Source organism: Micromonospora sp. B11E3, from assembly GCF_039871625.1.
GTDB lineage: Bacteria > Actinomycetota > Actinomycetes > Mycobacteriales > Micromonosporaceae > Micromonospora.
The window spans coordinates 188,672-206,665 of sequence record NZ_JBDPMC010000001.1; the positions used below are offsets into that span (position 1 = coordinate 188,672).

At 71.8% G+C, this 17,994-nt stretch carries 16 protein-coding genes; 3 read left to right on the forward strand and 13 right to left on the reverse strand.

Annotation, left to right across the window (positions count from 1 at the left end):
• Positions 1-4: 4 nt before the first annotated feature.
• The 9 genes from ABGB16_RS00850 to ABGB16_RS00890 all read right to left on the reverse strand — a co-directional run bounded on the left by ABGB16_RS00850 (position 5) and on the right by ABGB16_RS00890 (position 11,776).
• Positions 5-1,285, reverse strand: coding sequence for an ABC transporter permease (locus tag ABGB16_RS00850; protein ID WP_347665981.1), 1,281 nt, complete (start codon positions 1,283-1,285; stop codon positions 5-7).
• A gap of 4 nt (positions 1,286-1,289) precedes the next feature.
• The gene (locus ABGB16_RS00855) at positions 1,290-2,621 is read right to left on the reverse strand and encodes an ABC transporter permease (protein WP_347665982.1); all 1,332 of its coding nucleotides are present in this window, start codon (positions 2,619-2,621) and stop codon (positions 1,290-1,292) included.
• Complete coding sequence (locus ABGB16_RS00860; RefSeq protein ID WP_347666054.1) at positions 2,618-4,204, reverse strand: ABC transporter ATP-binding protein; 1,587 nt, start codon at positions 4,202-4,204, stop codon at positions 2,618-2,620. Before ABGB16_RS00860 ends, ABGB16_RS00855 begins: the two co-directional genes overlap by 4 nt.
• 200 nt (positions 4,205-4,404) lie before the next feature.
• Positions 4,405-5,475, reverse strand: coding sequence for a BMP family ABC transporter substrate-binding protein (locus ABGB16_RS00865; RefSeq protein WP_347666055.1), 1,071 nt, complete (start codon positions 5,473-5,475; stop codon positions 4,405-4,407).
• A gap of 281 nt (positions 5,476-5,756) precedes the next feature.
• Positions 5,757-6,098, reverse strand: coding sequence for a hypothetical protein (locus tag ABGB16_RS00870; RefSeq protein ID WP_347665983.1), 342 nt, complete (start codon positions 6,096-6,098; stop codon positions 5,757-5,759).
• Positions 6,099-6,160: 62 nt separating this feature from the next.
• On the reverse strand, positions 6,161-7,978 hold the full coding sequence (locus ABGB16_RS00875) for a glycoside hydrolase family 13 protein (protein ID WP_347666056.1): 1,818 nt from the start codon (positions 7,976-7,978) through the stop codon (positions 6,161-6,163).
• Positions 7,979-7,986: 8 nt separating this feature from the next.
• Positions 7,987-8,889 (reverse strand): sugar ABC transporter permease, encoded by a 903-nt coding sequence (locus ABGB16_RS00880; RefSeq protein WP_347665984.1) that lies wholly within the window; start codon positions 8,887-8,889, stop codon positions 7,987-7,989.
• Entirely contained in the window at positions 8,886-10,526 is a 1,641-nt protein-coding gene (locus ABGB16_RS00885; RefSeq protein ID WP_347665985.1) for an ABC transporter permease subunit, read from the reverse strand. Before ABGB16_RS00885 ends, ABGB16_RS00880 begins: the two co-directional genes overlap by 4 nt.
• Complete coding sequence (locus ABGB16_RS00890) at positions 10,526-11,776, reverse strand: maltose ABC transporter substrate-binding protein (protein ID WP_347665986.1); 1,251 nt, start codon at positions 11,774-11,776, stop codon at positions 10,526-10,528. Before ABGB16_RS00890 ends, ABGB16_RS00885 begins: the two co-directional genes overlap by 1 nt.
• Before the next feature lie 198 nt (positions 11,777-11,974).
• Between ABGB16_RS00890 and ABGB16_RS00895 the strand changes: the two genes are divergently transcribed.
• From ABGB16_RS00895 to ABGB16_RS00905, 3 genes are all read left to right on the forward strand, one after another.
• Positions 11,975-13,054 carry a LacI family DNA-binding transcriptional regulator gene (locus tag ABGB16_RS00895; protein WP_347665987.1) on the forward strand — a complete coding sequence of 360 codons (1,080 nt, stop codon included), beginning with the start codon at positions 11,975-11,977 and terminating at the stop codon, positions 13,052-13,054.
• A 186-nt stretch (positions 13,055-13,240) separates the two neighbouring features.
• The gene (locus ABGB16_RS00900) at positions 13,241-14,887 is read left to right on the forward strand and encodes a glycoside hydrolase family 13 protein (protein WP_347665988.1); all 1,647 of its coding nucleotides are present in this window, start codon (positions 13,241-13,243) and stop codon (positions 14,885-14,887) included.
• A 195-nt stretch (positions 14,888-15,082) separates the two neighbouring features.
• Complete coding sequence (locus tag ABGB16_RS00905) at positions 15,083-15,403, forward strand: multidrug efflux SMR transporter (protein ID WP_347665989.1); 321 nt, start codon at positions 15,083-15,085, stop codon at positions 15,401-15,403.
• A gap of 113 nt (positions 15,404-15,516) precedes the next feature.
• Here ABGB16_RS00905 and ABGB16_RS00910 read toward each other — a convergent pair whose 3' ends face one another.
• The 4 genes from ABGB16_RS00910 to ABGB16_RS00925 form a co-directional block, all read right to left on the reverse strand.
• On the reverse strand, positions 15,517-15,960 hold the full coding sequence (locus ABGB16_RS00910; protein ID WP_347665990.1) for a hypothetical protein: 444 nt from the start codon (positions 15,958-15,960) through the stop codon (positions 15,517-15,519).
• Positions 15,961-15,980: 20 nt separating this feature from the next.
• A complete protein-coding gene (locus tag ABGB16_RS00915; RefSeq protein ID WP_347665991.1) occupies positions 15,981-16,367 on the reverse strand; it encodes a GntR family transcriptional regulator in 387 nt (128 codons plus the stop codon).
• A gap of 1 nt (position 16,368) precedes the next feature.
• A complete protein-coding gene (locus tag ABGB16_RS00920) occupies positions 16,369-17,292 on the reverse strand; it encodes a YhjD/YihY/BrkB family envelope integrity protein (RefSeq protein ID WP_347665992.1) in 924 nt (307 codons plus the stop codon).
• 128 nt (positions 17,293-17,420) lie between these two features.
• On the reverse strand, positions 17,421-17,978 hold the full coding sequence (locus ABGB16_RS00925; protein ID WP_347666057.1) for a 2'-5' RNA ligase family protein: 558 nt from the start codon (positions 17,976-17,978) through the stop codon (positions 17,421-17,423).
• Between the last annotated feature and the right edge of the window lie 16 nt (positions 17,979-17,994).

Consider the following 17,994-nt stretch of genomic DNA (forward strand, 5'->3'; position numbering starts at 1 on the left):
CCCGTCAGCCCTTGATGTACGGCTTGCCGTCGGCGGCGGGCGCCCGGACCCTGCCGACCAGGCCCGCCACCGCCAGAATCGTCGCCAGGTACGGCAGCATGGCCAGGAACTGGCTCGGAATGCTGCTGCCGATGGCCCCGAGGTACGTGGCGAGTTGGTCGGCGAAGCCGAAGAACAGCGCGGCGAGCAGGGCGCCCGTCGGGCTCCACCGGCCGAAGATCAGCGCGGCCAGGGCGATGAAGCCCTTGCCGCCGATCATGTTCTTGGTGAACGAGTACAGCGCCAACGTGTAGGAAGCGCCGCCGATCCCGGCGACCACGCCGGCGAGCAGGACGTTGCGGTAGCGCAGCCCGAGCACCCGTACGCCGAGGGTGTCGGCGGCGGTGGGGTGCTCGCCGACGGCCCGGGTGCGCAGCCCCCACCGGGTACGGAACAGCGCGATGTGGATGACCAGCACCAGCAGCAGGCCGACGTAGAGGAAGATGTTGCTGCGGAACAGCGCCGGCCCGAGCACCGGGATGTCCTTGAGCAGCGGGATCTCCCAGTTGCTGAACCGGGGCGCGGAGTTGTACCTCTGCGCGTCGGTCTGCATCAGCCGCTCGTAGAGGAAGCCGGTGACGCCGACCGCGAGCAGGTTCAGCACGATGCCCATCACGACCTGGTCGACCAGGTAGCGGATGGCGAAGACGGCCAGCAGCAGCGAGATGAACGCGCCGCCGATCGCGGCGGCGACCAGGCCGACCCAGACGTTGCCGGAGAGGCTGCCGAACAGCGCCCCGCTGAACGCCCCCATCAGCAGTTGGCCCTCGATGGCCACGTTGACCACGCCGGAGCGCTCGCACAGCACGCCGGCCAGCGCGCCGAAGATCAGCGGCAGGGCCAGGATGAATGTGCCCCGCACCATGTTGACCAGCGGCATGAAGTTACGTCCGGCCGGCGCGGCGGAGACCTGCCAACACAGGAACGACAGGACGAACGCGACCAGCCCGACGCCCAGCACCACGGTGAAGCAGCGCTTCGGCACCCCGGCCAGCAGGGCGGCGCCGGCCGCCGCGGCGACGACCCCGAACAGGATCGCGCCGACGGTGCCGTTGATCTCCAGCGCCGCGCCGCCCTCGGTCTCGCTCAGGGTGAACCGGGCCTGCTGGTCGGTGGCGAGCGCGCCGAAGAGGACGGTGGCGAGCACGCCCAACGCCAGCAGGACCGCGCCGACCCTGCGGTTGCGGGTCCAGAAGCCCTCGGCGACCGTGGCGACGGCGACCTCGGGAACAGCGGTGGTGGACATCGCCTTACCAGCCCTTCGCCAGGCTCGTCTGCAACCGGGCGGCGCGGGCGGCCCGGAGCTGGAAGATCGCCTTCACCAGGGCCGGCGCGGCGATGAAGATGACGATCAGCGCCTGGAGCACGGTGACCAGCTCCAGCGAGATCCCCGAGTAGCCCTGCATCCGGTTGCCGCCCGCCTGGAGGGCACCGAACAGCAACGCCGCGAGCAGAACGCCCCACGGCTTCACCCGCCCGAGCAGGGCGACCAGGATGCCGTCGAACCCGATCTGGGCGACCACCTGCGGAGTAAGTGCGTCCGCCGTCGAACCGAGCACCATCTGGCTGCCGCCGAGGCCGGCGAGCAGGCCGGCGATGGCCATCATCAGCACGTACGCCCTGGGGACGCTGATGCCGGCGGTGCGGGCGGCGTCGGGGTTCGCGCCGACCGCGCGCAGCTCGAAGCCGAGCGTGGAGCGGTTGAGCAGCCAGGCGACGAACCAGGTGGCGAGCACGGCCAGCAGGATGCCGGCGTGCACCCGCAGGTTGTCGCCGAGCAGCCGGGGCAGTTGGGCGGAGGCGTCGACCGGCTTGCTGATCGCGTCGGCCCGGCCCGGGTTCTGTACGCCGTTCTGGACGATGATCCAGGACAGGAAGTAGAGCGCGACGTAGTTGAGCATGATCGTGTTGATCACCTCGTGGGCACCGGTGCGCGCCTTGAGGATGCCCGGGACGAAGCCCCAGAGCGCACCGCCGACCGCACCCGCGACCAGCGCCACGACCAGGTGCAGCCCCGGGGGCAGCGGCAGCAGGAAGCCGGCCAGCGCGGCGAGGATGACGCCGATGGTGGCCTGCCCCTGGGCGCCGATGTTGAACAAGCCACCGCGGAAGGCGAGCGCCACGGACAGGCCGGTGAAGACAAGCGGCGCGGTGTAGGTCAGCGTCTCCGAGATGGGGCCCAGGGCGGCACGCCAGCCGGACGCCTCCGGGTCGAAGATCGCCCCCTTGAACAAGTTCGCGTACGCGTCGCTGACCACCGTCCAGCTGGAGTTCAGCGCGTCGGACGGGCGGGCGGTGATGTAGCCGTAGGTGGCCAGCACGTCCGGGTCCGAGACGACGATCAGGACGGCGCCGACGAACATCGCCAGCACCACCGCGAGCACGGTGACGGTGACGGTGTTGGCGGCCCAGAGGTTGTCCAGGAACAGCCGGCCCAGCGCGGGCTTGACCTCCGGCTCGGGCCGCTTCGCGGCGGTCGCCGTGGCGACCCGGTCGGTGGTGCCGACCGCAGTCCGCGCCGCCTGCTCCTCGGTCGCCGGTTCCCTGTTCGGCGAGCCCGACTCGGGGGTTGGGTTGCTCATGCCTCGTCCTCGCTACCGGGGCCCTCGGGGGCCGGGGTCGCCGCGGCGGCGGCCGGTTCGGTGGCGCCGGTGACCGCGTCGGGGGTGATGCCGGCCATCAGCAGGCCGATCTCCTCGCGCGGGGTGTCCGGGCCGACGACGCCGATGATCCGGCCGCGGTACATCACCGCGATCCGGTCGGCCAGGCCGATCACCTCGTCCAACTCGCTGGAGACGACCATGACGGCGGTGCCGATGTCCCGCTCCCGGATGACCCGGGAGTGGATGAACTCGATCGAGCCGACGTCGACGCCGCGGGTCGGCTGGGCGGCGATGAAGAGCTTCAGCGGGCGGGACAGCTCCCGCGCCACGATCACCTTCTGCTGGTTGCCGCCGGAGAGGGTGCCCACCGGCGCGTCGCCCGACGGGGTACGGACGTCGAACTGCTCGATCCGCTCCCTCGCCGACTTCGCGATGGCGTCCGGCTTGAGGGACAGCCCCTTGCCGAAGGGCGGCCGGTCGTAGATGTCCAGCACCAGGTTCTCGGCGACGCTGAACTCCTTGACCAGCCCGTCGACGCTGCGGTCCTCGGGGACGTAGCCGACCCCGGCGCGCAGCACCCTCTTGGTCGGCCAACCCTGCACGGGCTCGCCGTCGAGGGCGACCGTGCCGGCGAGGACGGGCCGCAGTCCCATGATCGCCTCGATCAGCTCGGTCTGGCCGTTGCCCTGCACGCCCGCGATGCCGAGCACCTCGCCCGCGCGCACGGTGAGGTCGACCCCGTCGACGGCCCGAATCTGGCGGTCGTCGTCGACGACCAGGCCGGAGACCTCCAGGACGGGCTTGCCCGGGGTGGCCGGCTTCTTGTCCACCGTCAGCCGGACGCTGCGGCCGACCATCAGCGCCGCCAGCTCGTCGCGGCTGGCGGTCGGCGAGGCGGTGCCGACGGTCTTTCCGCGGCGGATCACGGTGATCCGGTCGGCGATCGCCTTGACCTCGCCGAGCTTGTGGGTGATGAAGACGATCGACTTGCCGGCGGCCTTGAGCGACCGCATGACGGCGAGCAGCTCCTCGGTCTCCTGCGGGGTGAGCACGGCGGTCGGCTCGTCGAGGATGAGCAGGTCGACGTCGCGGGTGAGGGCCTTGACGATCTCGACCCGCTGCTGGATGCCGACCGGCAGGTCCTCGACGACGGCGTCCGGGTCGACCCGCAGGTTGTACCGCTCGGAGACCTCGGCGACCTCGCGCCGGGCGCGCCGCCGGTCGAGGAATCCGGCGATACCGCCCCGGACCTGCTCGGCGCCGAGCATGATGTTCTCGGCGACGGTGAAGACCGGCACCAGCATGAAGTGCTGGTGCACCATGCCGATCCCGGCCGCGATCGCGTCGGATGGGCCCCGGAGCCTCAGCGGCCTCCCGTCGACCACGATCTCACCCTCGTCGGGCTGGTAGAGCCCGTAGAGGACGTTCATCAGGGTCGACTTGCCGGCACCGTTCTCGCCGAGCAGGGCGTGGATCTCTCCAGGCTCCACCGTCAGGTCGATGTGGTCGTTGGCGACCAGATCACCGAACCGCTTGGTGATGCCGCGCAGTTCGAGTCTCAGCGCAACCTCCGGGAGTGCGAGCGATGGGGCGGCATGGCCGCTGTCAGCCGGTCACCGGGCCGGGCCGGGCGTGGGTGGAGCGGACCGGCCGCCCCGGCGCCGCGGGGGGTGTCCCGCGTACGTCGAGGCGGCCGGTCGTCATGCCTGGGGCCCGCCGGCCTCCGCCGCCGATGGTGGCGCCACGGCGGCCGGCGGAGCGGTCACTTGGCCGGCTGGGCCTTCGAGGTGACCGTGATGGTGCCGGCGGCGATGTCCGCCTTGACCTTCTCGACCTCGGTCTTCAGGTCCGCCGGGACCTTGCTGTCGAACTCGTGGTACGGGGCGATCGAGACGCCGTTGTTGGCGAGCGTGCCGACGAAGCCCGCGCTGGCCTGGAGCTTCTCCCCGCTGGCGGCCTTGGTGACGGCCTCCTTCACGGCGTCCGTGATGTTCTTGACCACGGTGGTCAGCAGCGCCGGGCAGTTCGGGGTGCTCTCGCACCCGTCGGCGTCCACCCAGATGACCGAGTACTTGCCGCCGGAGGCCTGGGCCGCGGCGGTCGTGCCGAGGCCGGCACCGCCGGCGACCGGCATGATGATGTCCGCGCCCTGGGCGACCAGGGTGTCGGAGACCTTCTTGCCCTCGTCCTGCTTCTCGAACGAGTTGGTGAAGGACCCCTTCTGGGTCGCCTTGTCCCAGCCCAGGACCTGGACGTTCTTGCCCTTGGTCTTGTTGTAGTGCGCGACGCCGTCGGCGAAGCCGTCCATGAAGATGGTCACCGGCGGGATCGGCAGGCCGCCGTAGGTGCCGACCTTGCCGGTCTTGCTCATGCCGGCGGCCAGGTAGCCGGCCTGGAAGGCGGCCTGGGCGGTGTCGAACTGCATCGGGTAGACATTGGGTTCCGGCAGCTTGGAGTCGACGATGGCGAACTGCTGGTTCGGGTTCGCCTTCGCGATCTTGGACGTCGCATCGCCCATCAGGCCACCGACGGCCAGGATGAAGTCGCACTTCTGGTTGACGAACTGGGTCAGGTTGACCTCGTAGTCCGCCTGCGCCTTCGACGCGACGTACTTGATGTCGATGTTGTCGTTGGCCTTCTTGGCCTCCTCGAGGCCCTTCCAGGCCGAGGTGTTGAACGACTTGTCGTCGATGCCACCGACGTCGGTGACCATGCAGGCGCTGTACTTCTTGGCACCGCTGCCGGCCGTGTCGCCGCTCTCCTCGGGGGCCTCACCACACGCGGCGGCGCCCAGCACGAGCCCACCCGCCACGAAGGCGGAGGCGATCCGCATCCCACGCACAGAGCGCAAGACGTCTCCTTCCCATTGCACACCGCGCTTCGTGCGGTGGCAGCCCTTTGAAACCGACGAGCGCTGCGCGCGCCGGCGTCCCACGTTACGGACGGGAGCGTACGCCCCACGCCCTCCCACCGGCCGACAATCGTGCACGACTGTTGAGCGCTTGTTACCCCTACGTAACCCTTGGGTCGGGCAGATCACTTACCGGGCCGCCCGAGGGCCGGGTCCGGCGTCGCGGACCTCGGCCTCGCGCGGCCTTTCCCGTGCTCAGGCGGTCACCTCCAGAAGACCGCCACCGCCGCGTTGACCAGGGTCAACCCGATGATGGCGAGGAAATGACCCCGGTTGACCGTCTCCCGCTTACGGGAGAAGAAGACCATGACGAAGATCAGCAGGGCGAGCACCAACTTGGTAACAAGTTTGGCGGGGGCCGGCTCGGCGCCGTCGCGCAACGGGGCGGACAGCCCGATTCCGGTCAACAGGCCCAGGACCGACCCCCAGAGCATGGCCGCGTTGATCCGCAGCCGACCGCTGACGTACTGGGCGATCGCGCCGCCCAGCAGCAGCGCGAACCCGATCAGATGCACGTAGAGAAGTACCAACCGAAGAGCTTCCACGCGCACCATCCTCCCCCATCAACGACACCTTGTAGTAGGGGCCCGCCGGCCCCTCCCACACCTCAGCCGGACAGCAGCCGCCACACCTGGAAGGTGGGGCCGTCGCCGGGCAGGGTGACCACGCCGTCGGCGTCCGGGCGCAGCGCCGGCGCGCCCCCGTACGCGTTCTCGCCCGCCGGCAGGCCGGCGATCCGGACCGGGTCGGCGGCGGCCCGCCGGGCCAGCACCAGGACCCCGCCGTCCGGGATCTCGCGCAGGAAGACCAGCGTGTCCGGGTCCGCGTGCACCCAGCGCAGGCCGCCGTGGCGCAGCGCCGGCTCGCCGCGGCGCAGGGCGACCAGCGCCCGGTACGCCCCGAGCGTCCCGTGGTCCCAGCTCTCCCGCCGGTGCCACGGCATCGGGGTACGCGACCCCTCTCCGTTCGTGCCCGTCAGCCCCAGCTCGTCCCCGGCGAAGATCAGCGGGGTACCCGGCATCGTGGCGAGCAGGCCGGCGGCCACCTCCTGCCGGGCCGCGTCCCCCACCACCGTCCGGATCCGGGCCGAGTCGTGCGAGCCGAGCAGCTGCCACGAGTGGACGTACGACCGCCAGGAGACCAGCGACCGGTAGGCGTTCATGGTGGCGAGCACGGCGTCGGTGTCCCGCCGGCGGACCCCGCCGGGCGTGCCGAGGAAGTTCGGCAGCGGCTCGTCGCCGTGGCGCAGCCAGGACCAGACGGGGTCGGTGAAGCCGACGTAGTTCATCGTGCCGTGCCAGCCGTCGCGGTCCAGGTCGCCGGTGTGGTCGTGGCCGTGCTCGGCGAGCAGCAGGCCGTCGGGCCGGGTCTCGGCGACCACCCGGCGCAGCAGCCGCGCCACCTCGTGGGTGTACGCGTCCGCGCCCCGCCGCCCGGTCATGTTGGCGACGTCCACCCGCCACCCGTCGAGGGCGTACGGGGGCCGCAGCCAGCGGCGCAGCAGCGAGTCCTCGGCCGTGGCGAAGCGGCGACGCAGCTCGGCGCTGCCCCAGTTGAGCTTCGGCAGCGACTTGACCCCGTTCCAGGAGTCGTAGTCCCCGGTCACCTCGTCGAAGTAGTACAGCTCCCGCTCGGGGGCGCGCGCGTCCGAGGCGGCGGCGGTGAACCAGCGGTGGGCGTCGCCGGTGTGGTTGCTGGTGATGTCGCCCAGCAGCCGCCAGCCGCGGGCGTGCACCGCGTCGGCGAGCCGGGCCAGCGCCGCGTCCCCGCCCAGCAGCGGGTCGACGGTGTCGAAGCTGGAGGCGTCGTACCGGTGGTTGGAGCGGGCCGGGAAGACCGGGGTCAGGTAGACGGTGTTGACGCCGAGCCGGTCCAGGTGATCCAGCCGCTCGGCGACGCCGTCCAGGTCGCCCCCGTAGAACTGGTACGGGGTCTCCGGGCCGCGCCCGATCACCGGCGTGTCCCAGTCGCAGGGGATCGCCCAGTCCGGCGCGGCGCGGCCGTCGGCGGCGGCGGAGCGGGCGAACCGGTCGGGGAAGATCTGGTAGATCACCGCGTCCCGGGCCCAGGCCGGCGGCGGGGCGTGACCGACCAGCCGGAAGTCGCCGGCGTCCGGCACGTCGTGGTCGACGAGGCCGGCGGCGTTGAGCCAGCGGTAGCCGCGGGCGCCGGTGAGCATGAACCGGTAGTTGCTGACCGGGTTGCGCACCTCGACGTCGGCGCGCCACCAGACGTCCCCGCCGGCGCGCCGGTCGACGACGGCCTCGGCGAAGCGGGGCTCGCCGTCGCCGGTGGTCCGGACGTGCACCTGACGCACGTCGGCGCCGGCCGGCACCCGGACGAAGACCGGGACGGTCGCCCCGAGCGCGGGCTCCTGGTCGGGGACGTACGTGGCGGACCCGTCGTGGTGCGGTAGCAGCGGGATCGTCATCCTCAACCCTTGACGGCTCCGGCGGTGAGGCCGGAGACGATGTAGCGCTGGAGCAGTTGGAACACCAGCACCGTGGGGATCGCGGTGAGCAGGGTCGCCGCCGAGAAGATCCCGAAATTGGCGTTCCGCTCGTTGCCCTGGAGCATGCCGTACATGCCGACGGCGAGGGTCTTCGAGTCGGTGTCGGTGAGGAACACGTTCGCCATCAGGAACTCGTTGATCGTGCCGATGAACGCCAGCAGGGCCGTCACCGCCAGGATCGGTGCCACCAGCGGCAGCATGATCCGGAAGAACACCTGAGCGTGGCTGGCGCCGTCCATGGTGGCGGACTCGTCCAGCTCGCGCGGGAGCGTGTCGAAGAAGCCCTTCATCAGCCAGGTGTTCACCCCGAGCGCGCCACCGAGGTAGAGCAGCAGCAGGCTCCACGGGGTGTTGAAGCCGATGACCGGCCACAGGTCGGTGATCGTGCCGAAGATCAGGAAGATCGCCACGATCGCCAGGAACTGCGGGAACATCTGGATCAGCAGCAGCGACAGCAGCCCCACCCGCCGGCCCCGGAACCGCATCCGGGAGAAGGCGTACGCGGCCAGCGCGGACAGGAACACCGACGCGAAGGACGAAACCCCCGCGATCAGCAGCGAGTTGAGGAACCAGTGGCCGAACGCCGTCTTGTCGAAGAGGTTGGTGAAGTTCTCGAACGACGCCCCGGTCGGCAGCAGCTCGGTCGAGGAGAGGGTGCCGAGCGGGTTCAGCGCCGCCGAGAGCACGAACAGGATCGGGAAGAGGCTGAACGCCACCGCCAGCACCCCGACGACGTGCCGCCAGCCCACCTGGGCGAACCAGCGACCCGTCGACCCCCTCGCCGCGGTCCGGTTGCCGGGGGACGCCTCCACGTGGGTGGTCACGAGTACACCTCCTCCTGCTGCCGGGTGCGCCGGAAGCTCACTGCGGACACCACCGCGACGATGGTGAAGATGAACAGCGAGATCGCCGCGGCGAACCCGAACTCCGCGCCCTGCCCGCCGAACGCCAGCCGGTAGGTGTACGTGATCAGCAGGTCGGTCGCGCCGTTGGTCGGGTTGTCCGCCGGGAACGGGGCACCCTCGGTGGTCAGGTAGATCGCGTTGAAGTTGTTGAAGTTGTACGCGAACGACGAGATCAGCAGCGGCGAGAGCGCGACCAGCAGCAGCGGCAGCGTGACCGCGCGGAAGGACTGCCAGGGGGAGGCGCCGTCGACCGAGGTGGCCTCGGTCAGCTCGCGCGGGATGGCCTGCAACGCCCCGGTGGTGACCAGGAACATGTACGGGTAGCCGAGCCAGAGCTGCACCAGGATCACCGCGAACCGGGCGGTCCACTCCCCGCCGAACCAGTCGACGCCCAGCCCGAACAGGTTGTTGACCAGGCCGAAGTCGGTGTTGAACATGTCCCGCCAGACCATCAGCATCGCGAACGACGGCATCGCGTACGGCAGGATCAGCAGCACCCGGTACAGGTTGGTGCCCCGCATCCGGGGCGAGTGCAGCGCCAGCGCGATGAGCAGGCCGAGCACGAACGTCCCGCCGGTGGAGCCGATCGCGAAGGCGAAGTTCCACAGCAGCGTGCCGAAGAAGGGCCCGGCGATGTTCGGGTCGGTCAGCACCCGGCTGAAGTTCTTCAGGCCCACGTTGACCCGCCAGCCCTGGGCCAGCCGCTCGCCGTCGGCGGCGACGAAGGAGCCGGCGGCCTCGTCGGCGGTCCAGGTCCTGCCGGTCTCGCTGTCCCTGATGCAGTCGCAGCCCGCGTCGTACGCCCGGACGGCCTTGCCCTCGTAGGCGCGCGACAGGCCGTTGGACCGGATCGCGCCGCTGGCGGTCGGCACAACGAGGTCGGTGATCTCCCTGCTCCGCACGCTGGCCTGGCCGAAGTTGAGCACGGTGTAGCCGTCGGCGGCGGTGACCTTGCCGCCCGGGGCGACCGTGACGTCGCCCGCGCCGAGCGGGCGCAGCCCGCCCGCGTCGCCGGCGGAGACCTGGTTGGTCTTCGGGTCGGTCAGCAGGAAGACGAGCGGGCCGGTGGCCGGATCGCCCTCGGTGGCGATGGAGAGGGCGTACTCGGTGGAGCCGGGGACCTGCTTCACCGAGGAGCTCTGGATCGCGACGATCGCGTCGTCCTTGCTGCCCCGGTGGCCGTCGCCGAAGTTCGTGAAGGCGGTGCTCGCGGTGTAGAGCACGGGGAAGACCTGGAAGGCGATCAGGAAGAGCGTGCCGGGGACCAGGTACTTCGCGGGAACGTGTCGGCGGGTCAGGTAGAGGTAGAACAGGCCGGCGGTGGTCACGGCCAGGATCGCCAGGCCCACCCAGTGCTCGGCCTCGACGAGCGGGAACGCCGCCCAGACCGCGATCCCGGCCACCAGGCCGAGCAGGACCACCTTGACGACGAGGCCGGTCGCGGTGATCGGCGCGTGGTGCCGCGCCCGCTGGGACGCGCGCGGGAGCCCGGGGCCGACGGGCTCCCGGCCCGGGGTCCGCGTGGCGGGCCCCGGGCCGGACAGCGACGTGCTCATTACTTGATCTGGCCGGAGATGGTCTTGCCGGCGGCGGTGATCGTCTTGGCCGGGTCGGCGCCACCGATGATGGCCGCCTCCGCCTTGCCGAACGGGTCCCAGATCGCGGCCATGGCCGGGATCGCCGGGAGCACCTGGCCGTTCTTGCCGGCCTCCTGGAACTTCGCCAGGTCGGGGTCGGTGCCCTTGACCTGCTCGAAGGCGGCGGTGAGCGCCGGCGGGCGGGGCTCGGCGCTGTACAGCGCGACGGCCAGGTCCGGCTTGGTCACGTAGTTGGTGACGAACTCCTGGGCCAGGGCCTTGTTCTTGCCCTTGGCGGCAACGTAGAACGCCTGCACGCCCACGAACGGCTGGGCCTCCTTGCCGCCGGCGAAGCCGGGGACCGGGGAGATGTCGTAGGAGATGTTGGCCTTCTTGGCGTCGGCGATGGCCCACGGGCCGGAGACCAGGAAGGCGCACTTCTTGCCGGTGAAGGTGGCGATGGAGTTCTCGCCGGTGATGGAGCGCTTCAGCGCGCCGTCGCCCTTCTCGCCCAGCTTCGCGATCTTCTGGAAGGCCGCGATCGACTCCGGCTTGCCCACGCCCAGGTCCTTCGGGTCGTAGTCGCCGTTGGCGGCGGTGCCGAAGAGGTAGCCGCCGCCGGAGGTGTACAGCGGGTAGATGTGGTACGCGTCGCCGTTCTGGCCGGCCTGCAGGCAGAGGATCTCGCTGGCCTTCTTCTCGGCCTTGAGCTTCTTGCCGGCGGCGACCAGGTCCTCGATCGTCTTGGGCGCCTCGGGGGCCAGCTCGGTGTTGCGGATCAGGGCGATGTTCTCGGTGGCGTACGGGACGCCGTAGACCTGACCGTTGAAGGTCACCGCCTTGACGGCGAGCTCGCTGAACGCGCTCTTCTGCTCGGCGCCGAGCTGCACCGGGTCGATGGCGCCGTTCTGGACCAGGTTGCCGATCCAGTCGTGCGCGCCGACCACGACGTCCGGGCCGCTGCCCTGCTGGGAGGCGGTGACGAAGTTGGTCTGCAGGTCCTTGGAGACGGCCTGGACCTCGACGGTCACGCCGTTCTCCTGGCCGAACTTCTCGGCGAACGGCTTCAGGGCGGCGGTGCGCTTGTCGTCGGCCCAGATCACCAGCTTGCCGCCGGCGGCCTTGGCGGACTCGTTCGCGGCCGGCTCCTCCTTGTCGCCGCCACCGCAGCCGGAGGCGGCCAGCGCCAGGCCGAGGACGGCGACCACACCCGCGGTACGGATGCGCATCGGTACTCCTGTCGTCATGGCCGGCTCCGCCGGGGGAAGGCGGGCCCGCCAGTGGAAACCTCTGTAAGTTCTTGCTGCTGGCGCCCGGTTGCTGCGCCGTTCATACGCATGTTGCGGGGACGTTAGCAAGAGGTTGCAGAGAATGGAAGGGCTTGCAGGCGTGTACGCAAGATCTTGCCCTTGCGTTAAAGTGCCGCCATGCGCGCTCGATTGTCCGACATCGCCCAACAGGCCGAAGTCAGCGAGGCGACGGTGTCGCGGGTGCTCAACGACCGCCCTGGCGTGGCCCCCGAGACCCGCCAGGCCGTACTGACCGCCCTCGATGTCCTCGGCTACGAGCGCCCGGCCCGGCTGCGCAAGCGCAGCGCCGGCCTGGTGGGACTGGTCGTGCCCGAACTGGACAACCCCATCTTCCCCGCCTTCGCCCAGGTCATCGAGTCGACCCTGGCGCAGAGCGGGTTCACCCCCGTGCTGTGCACCCAGACCCCGGGCGGGGTCACCGAGGACGAGTACGTCGAGATGCTGCTCGACCGCCAGGTCTCCGGCATCGTCTTCGTCTCGGGCCTGCACGCCGACACCGCGGCCAACCACGACCGCTACCGCGCGCTGATCGCCCGACCGCTGCCGGTCGTCATGATCAACGGGTACGTGCCCGGCATCGCCGCGCCGTTCGTCTCCTGCGACGACCGGGAGGCCACCGAGCTGGCCGTCGCCCACCTGGTCGCCCTCGGACACCGCCGGATCGGCCTGATCACGGGCCCGGACCGGTTCGTGCCGGTGCAGCGCCGGGTCACCGGCTGGCGGGCGGCGATGGGCCGGCTCGTCGGCCTGCCCGAGGCCGAGCTGGACGGGCTGGCCGAGCTGTCGCTGTTCGGCGTGGAGGGCGGCGAGGCGGCCGCCGGGCGCCTGCTGGAGCGCGGCGTCACGGGCATCGTCTGCGGCTCGGACCTGATGGCGCTCGGCGCGATCCGGGCCGCCCGGCAGCGCGGCCTGTCGGTGCCGGGTGACCTGTCGGTGGTCGGGTACGACGACTCGCCCCTGATGGCGTTCACCGACCCGCCGCTGACCACCATGCGCCAGCCGGTCATCGCGATGGCGGTCGCCGCCGTCCGGGCGCTGGTCGACGAGATCAACGGGCACGCCGCGCCGCACTCGGAGTACCTGTTCCGGCCCGAGCTGGTGGTGCGCGGCTCCACCGCCGTGGCCCCGCCGGCGACCGCCGGGGGCGGGTCGGACGGCCAGCACCCGACGCCGCCGGCGCTCGCCATCCCCGCCTGAGCCCGTTCCGGCGATCGGCGCTCGCGATCCCCGCCTCGGTCCGCTCCGACCATCGGCGTCATTTCTTGCGCAAGAGCTGCTTGACTCTTGCAGCGGCCGGGCGGCATCCTGCTGTGACGCCCGCGCGACACAGTGCCGAAACCGCGCGGGACACGCCGGCCCGCCACAGAACGGGGATCGTCACCGATGACCGCCAGCACCCCCACGCCGCTGACCTCCGACGACGACTGGTGGCGATCCGCGGTCGTCTACCAGGTCTACGTCCGCAGCTTCGCCGACTCCAACGGCGACGGCGTCGGTGACCTGCCGGGCATCCGCGAGCGCCTGCCGTACCTGCGCGACCTCGGGGTCGACGCGCTCTGGCTGACCCCCTTCTACACCTCGCCCATGGTCGACGGCGGCTACGACGTGGCCGACTACCGCGACGTGGACCCCATGTTCGGCACGCTCGCGGACTTCGACGCCATGATCGCCGACGCGCACGCCCTCGACCTGCGGATCATCGTCGACATCGTCCCCAACCACACCTCCGACCAGCACCCCTGGTTCCGCGCCGCGCTCGCCGCGGGCCCCGGCTCCGCCGAGCGGGAGCGCTACCTGTTCGCGGACGGCAAGGGGGAACACGGCGAGCTGCCGCCGAACGACTGGGAGAGCATCTTCGGCGGCCCGGCCTGGACGCGGGTGCCGGACGGCCAGTGGTACCTGCACCTGTTCGACCCGGCCCAGCCGGACCTGAACTGGCGCCACCCCGAGGTGCGCGCGGAGTTCGAGGACGTGCTGCGCTTCTGGCTCGACCGGGGCGTGGACGGGTTCCGCGTCGACGTGGCCCACGGCATGATCAAGGCCGAGGGGCTGCCGGACGTCGGCTTCAGCAGCATGACCACCGGCCAGCGCCAGGTGGAACTGCTGGGCAAGGGCCGGCTGCCGTACTTCGACCAGGACGAGGTGCACGAGATCTACCGGGCCTGGCGGCCGATCCTGGACAGCTACCCCGGCGGCCGGATGGCCGTCGCCGAGGCGTGGGCCGAGACGCCGCAGCGGCTGGCCCGCTACATCGGCCCGGACGAGCTGCACCAGGCGTTCAGCTTCGACTTCCTCGACGCCACCTGGTCGGCCGACTCCTTCCGCAAGGTCGTCGACACCGCCCTGTCCGAGGCCACCATCGTCGGCGCGCCCACCACCTGGGTGCTGTCCAACCACGACAAGCAGCGGCACGTCACCCGGTACGGCGACGGCGAGATCGGCCTGCGCCGGGCCCGGGCGGCCACCCTGCTGATGCTGGCCCTGCCCGGGTGCGCGTACCTCTACCAGGGCGAGGAGTTGGGCCTGCCGGAGGTGCTGGACCTGCCCGACGAGCTGCGCCAGGACCCGTCCTTCCTGCGCACCGGGGAGAGCCGGGACGGCTGCCGGGTGCCGATCCCGTGGAGCGGCGAGCTGGCCCCGTACGGCTTCGGGCCGGAGGGCAACGAGCTGAGCTGGCTGCCGGCCCCGGCCACCTGGGCCGCGCTCTCGGTCGCCGCCCAGGCCGGCGTGCCCGGCTCCACGCTGGAGCACTACCGCGCCGCGCTGCGGATCCGGCGCGGGCACCCCGCGCTCGCCGCCGACGCCGGCGGCGTGACCTGGCTGGAGGGCACCGGCCCGGGCGTGCTGGCGTTCACCCGCAGCTCCGGCGACACCGTGCTGACCTGCGTGGTCAACCTCAGCGACGCGCCGGTGCTGATCGACGGGTACGGCCGGCCGCTCGTCGCCAGCGCGGAGCTCACCGAGCAGGGCGCCGGGCACGTGCTGCCGGTCGACGCCGCCGCGTGGTTCGAACGGCCCGCAGCCGGGTAACCGAGTTGACGACCTGGTCGTTCGGCGTGCTCCGCGCCGCCGGGCGACTGGGCAGGCCCCTTGTGGTGGGGGGTGAGGTGGCGCCGGCGCCTCCCGGGTCCGTCCCGGGAGGCGCCGGCGTCCGTCGTGGACGGCTCTTCCGCCGGCGCCCTCCACCCCGAAGCCGCTGGCGTCGGTAGGCGGAGAATCGACGTCATGGCGTACCTGTTCCTACTGGCGGCGATCGCCTCCGAGGTGGTCGGCACGAGCCTGCTCAAGGCGACGCACGGGTTCACCCGGCCGTGGCCGACGCTCGGGCTGGCCGTCGCCTACCTGACCGCCTTCGGGATGCTCGCCCTGGCCGTGCGGGACATTCCCGTCGGCGTGGCGTACGCGATGTGGTCCGGCCTCGGTACGGCGGCCATCGTCGCGATCGGAGCCGCGTTCCTCGGCGAGCCGCTCAGCGTGGCCAAGGTGGTGGGCGTCGGGCTCGTCATCGCCGGGGTGGTCGTGCTCAACCTCGGGGGCTTGCACTGACGCACCGGTCCGGGTTGGGGGTGCGCCGCGCGATCCGGGCGCCCCCGTCGTGGTTTCGCGTCAGCAGCTTCCCGCGCCGGGCATTCGGCGGTCCGGGGTGCGGCGCGGCGGGGTCAGCGGCCCTTCTCGGCCAGCAGCTTCGCGATCCGCTGGAAGCCGGCCCGCAACTCGGCCTCGCTCGGCGCGGCGGGCGGGCCGGCCCGCTCGTCCGCCTCGGCCGCCGCCTCCAACTCGTCGTCGATGACGTCCTCGAAGTCGCCGTAGAGGTCGGCCTGCTCGACCTGGGCGGTCTCGTCCGCCGCGGCGATCTGGGCGGCGGCGATCTCGCTGCGGATCTCGTCGGGCGACAGCGCCGGCAGCAGCGGCTCGACCACCGCCATCAGCTGCTCCTCGGCCACCACCGCCTCGGCCAGCGCCAGCGCGTGCAGCCGCTCGTACGGGCCGCACACCACCGGCTCCCACTCGTCGGCGTCGCCGAGCGGGCCGAAGGTGATGATCCACGGCAGGCCGAGCATCGGCGAGTCGTCCGGCAGGTCCAGCGTCACTAGTGCGCCCACGGGCCCATCATGGTCGGTGCTCACGTTCCGGCGAGCGGCATTTGCCTGAATTGTGCGTCCAGGGCGGCCCGGACCAGGGCCAGCGCGGCCTCCGGCGGCACCCCGAGCCGGACGGCCTCGGCCGCGTAGCCCGCCGCCGCCCGCTGCAACCGGTCCGTCGCGTCGTCCCGGCCCGGCGCGACGAAGGTGCCGTGCCGGCCTCTCGTCTCCAGCAGCCCGGCGGCCTCCAGCTCCCGGTACGCCCGGGCCACCGTGTTCACCGCCAGCCCCAGCTCGGCGGCGAACTGCCGGACCGTCGGCAGCCGGGTGCCCGCCGGCAGCCGGCCGTCTCCGATCTGCTCGGCGAGCTGCCCGCGCACCTGCTCGTACGGCGGCACGGGCCCGGCCGGATCCACCGAGATCAGCATGTCACCCCGCTCCCCCGGGCACGCCCGGGTCGTTCTCGACGTCGAGGTCGGCGGGCCTCGGCTTCTGGGCCAGGTCCACCACCCGACCGTACGGGCTGGTCGCGGCCAGCGCCGCCCCGAACAGGACCAGCTGGTTGAGCAGGTACAGGTACAGCAGCAGCCCGACCGCGGTCGTCACCACCGTGTACGCCGGGTTCCGCTCGGTGCGCACCACGTAGTACCGCCCGACCGTGTTCAGCAGCGTGATGCCGACCGCGACGGTGAACACCACCGGGCGCAGCCGGCGGCGGCTCATCCGCAGCCGGGGCACCGCGACCAGCAGCGCGGCGGCCAGCACCATGTTGACCACTACGCTGAGCACGGCGCTGAGCGTGGTCAGCCCCAGCGAGCCCGTGCTGCGCAGCAGGAAGCGCAGCACCGACTCCAGCGCGTCCACGGCGGCCACCGACACGCCGATCAGCACGAAGATCCCGATCATGACGGCCAGGTCGACCAGGCGACGCACGACGAAGTTGCCCGGCTGCTGGTTGAGCCCGTACATCAGCCGCTGCGACGAGCGGATCGCCTCGACCCAGCCGATCCCGGTGAAGGCCAGGATGATCAGGCCGACCACCCCGACCGTGTTGCTGCTGCGGGCGATCTGCTCGGGATCGAGGAAGGGCAGGTTCTCCCGCAGGAAGCCGGCTGCCGCCCTGCTGACCTCGTCGTTGTCCTCGATGACCGCCCCGAACGCCGAGTACGCCACCAGGGCGAGCGCGAACACCGCGAAGAACCCGTAGTACGCGATGGCCGCCGCGAGCCGCCCGCCCAGCATCTCGGCGTACAGGTCCCCGGCCCGCCACACGTGGTCGAACGTCCGCGACCGGCGGCGCCAGGAGCTCACCCGCCGGCCGATGCCGGACTCGATCCGCCCCATCAGGTTCACGCCGTCATCCTCGCCGATCCGTCGCCGTCCCACCGGCGGCCCGCCGCACGCTCCGGCTGGAGCGCCCCGGCGCGGAGGCCCTCCCACCGCCCGGCCCGCGGCGCCCGACCCGGTCCACGCGGCGCCGCTCAGCCGCCGAGGAGGAAGTCCCGGCGGGGCTGCCACCGGGTCTGCCCGCTGTGCGAGAACAGGGTGAACGAGTCCACCTCGAACATCGCCGAGAAGTCCGCCAGGTCCTCGTACGCCTTGTCGAGCGCCTCCGGCGCCACGTCCTGCGCGACGGTGACGTGCGGGTGGTACGGGAAGCGGGCCTCCCGGTGCAGCTCGGGCGCGGCGCGGATCGCGGCGGCCAGCAGCTCGCACTCGCTGATCCCGGCGGCCACCGCCACGAAGACCACCTGGGTCACCGGGCGGAACGTGCCGGTGCCCCGCAGGTGCAGGGTGAACGGCAGGTGCGCGGCGGCCACCACGGCCAGGTGCCGCTCGACCGCGGGCAGCGCGGCCACCGGGATCTCGGTGGGACCGAGCAGCGTCACGTGCGCCGGGACCACCTGCGGGTCGCCGGCCTCGATCCGGCGCCGGGTGAGCATGCCGCCCCAGGGCTCGGGGATGTCCACCGCGATCCCGATCTGGATGGTGTCGCCGGCCGCCGGCGCCCCGTCCCTGCGCTCCACGCCCCGCGCCATCCCTCCGGCCACCGGC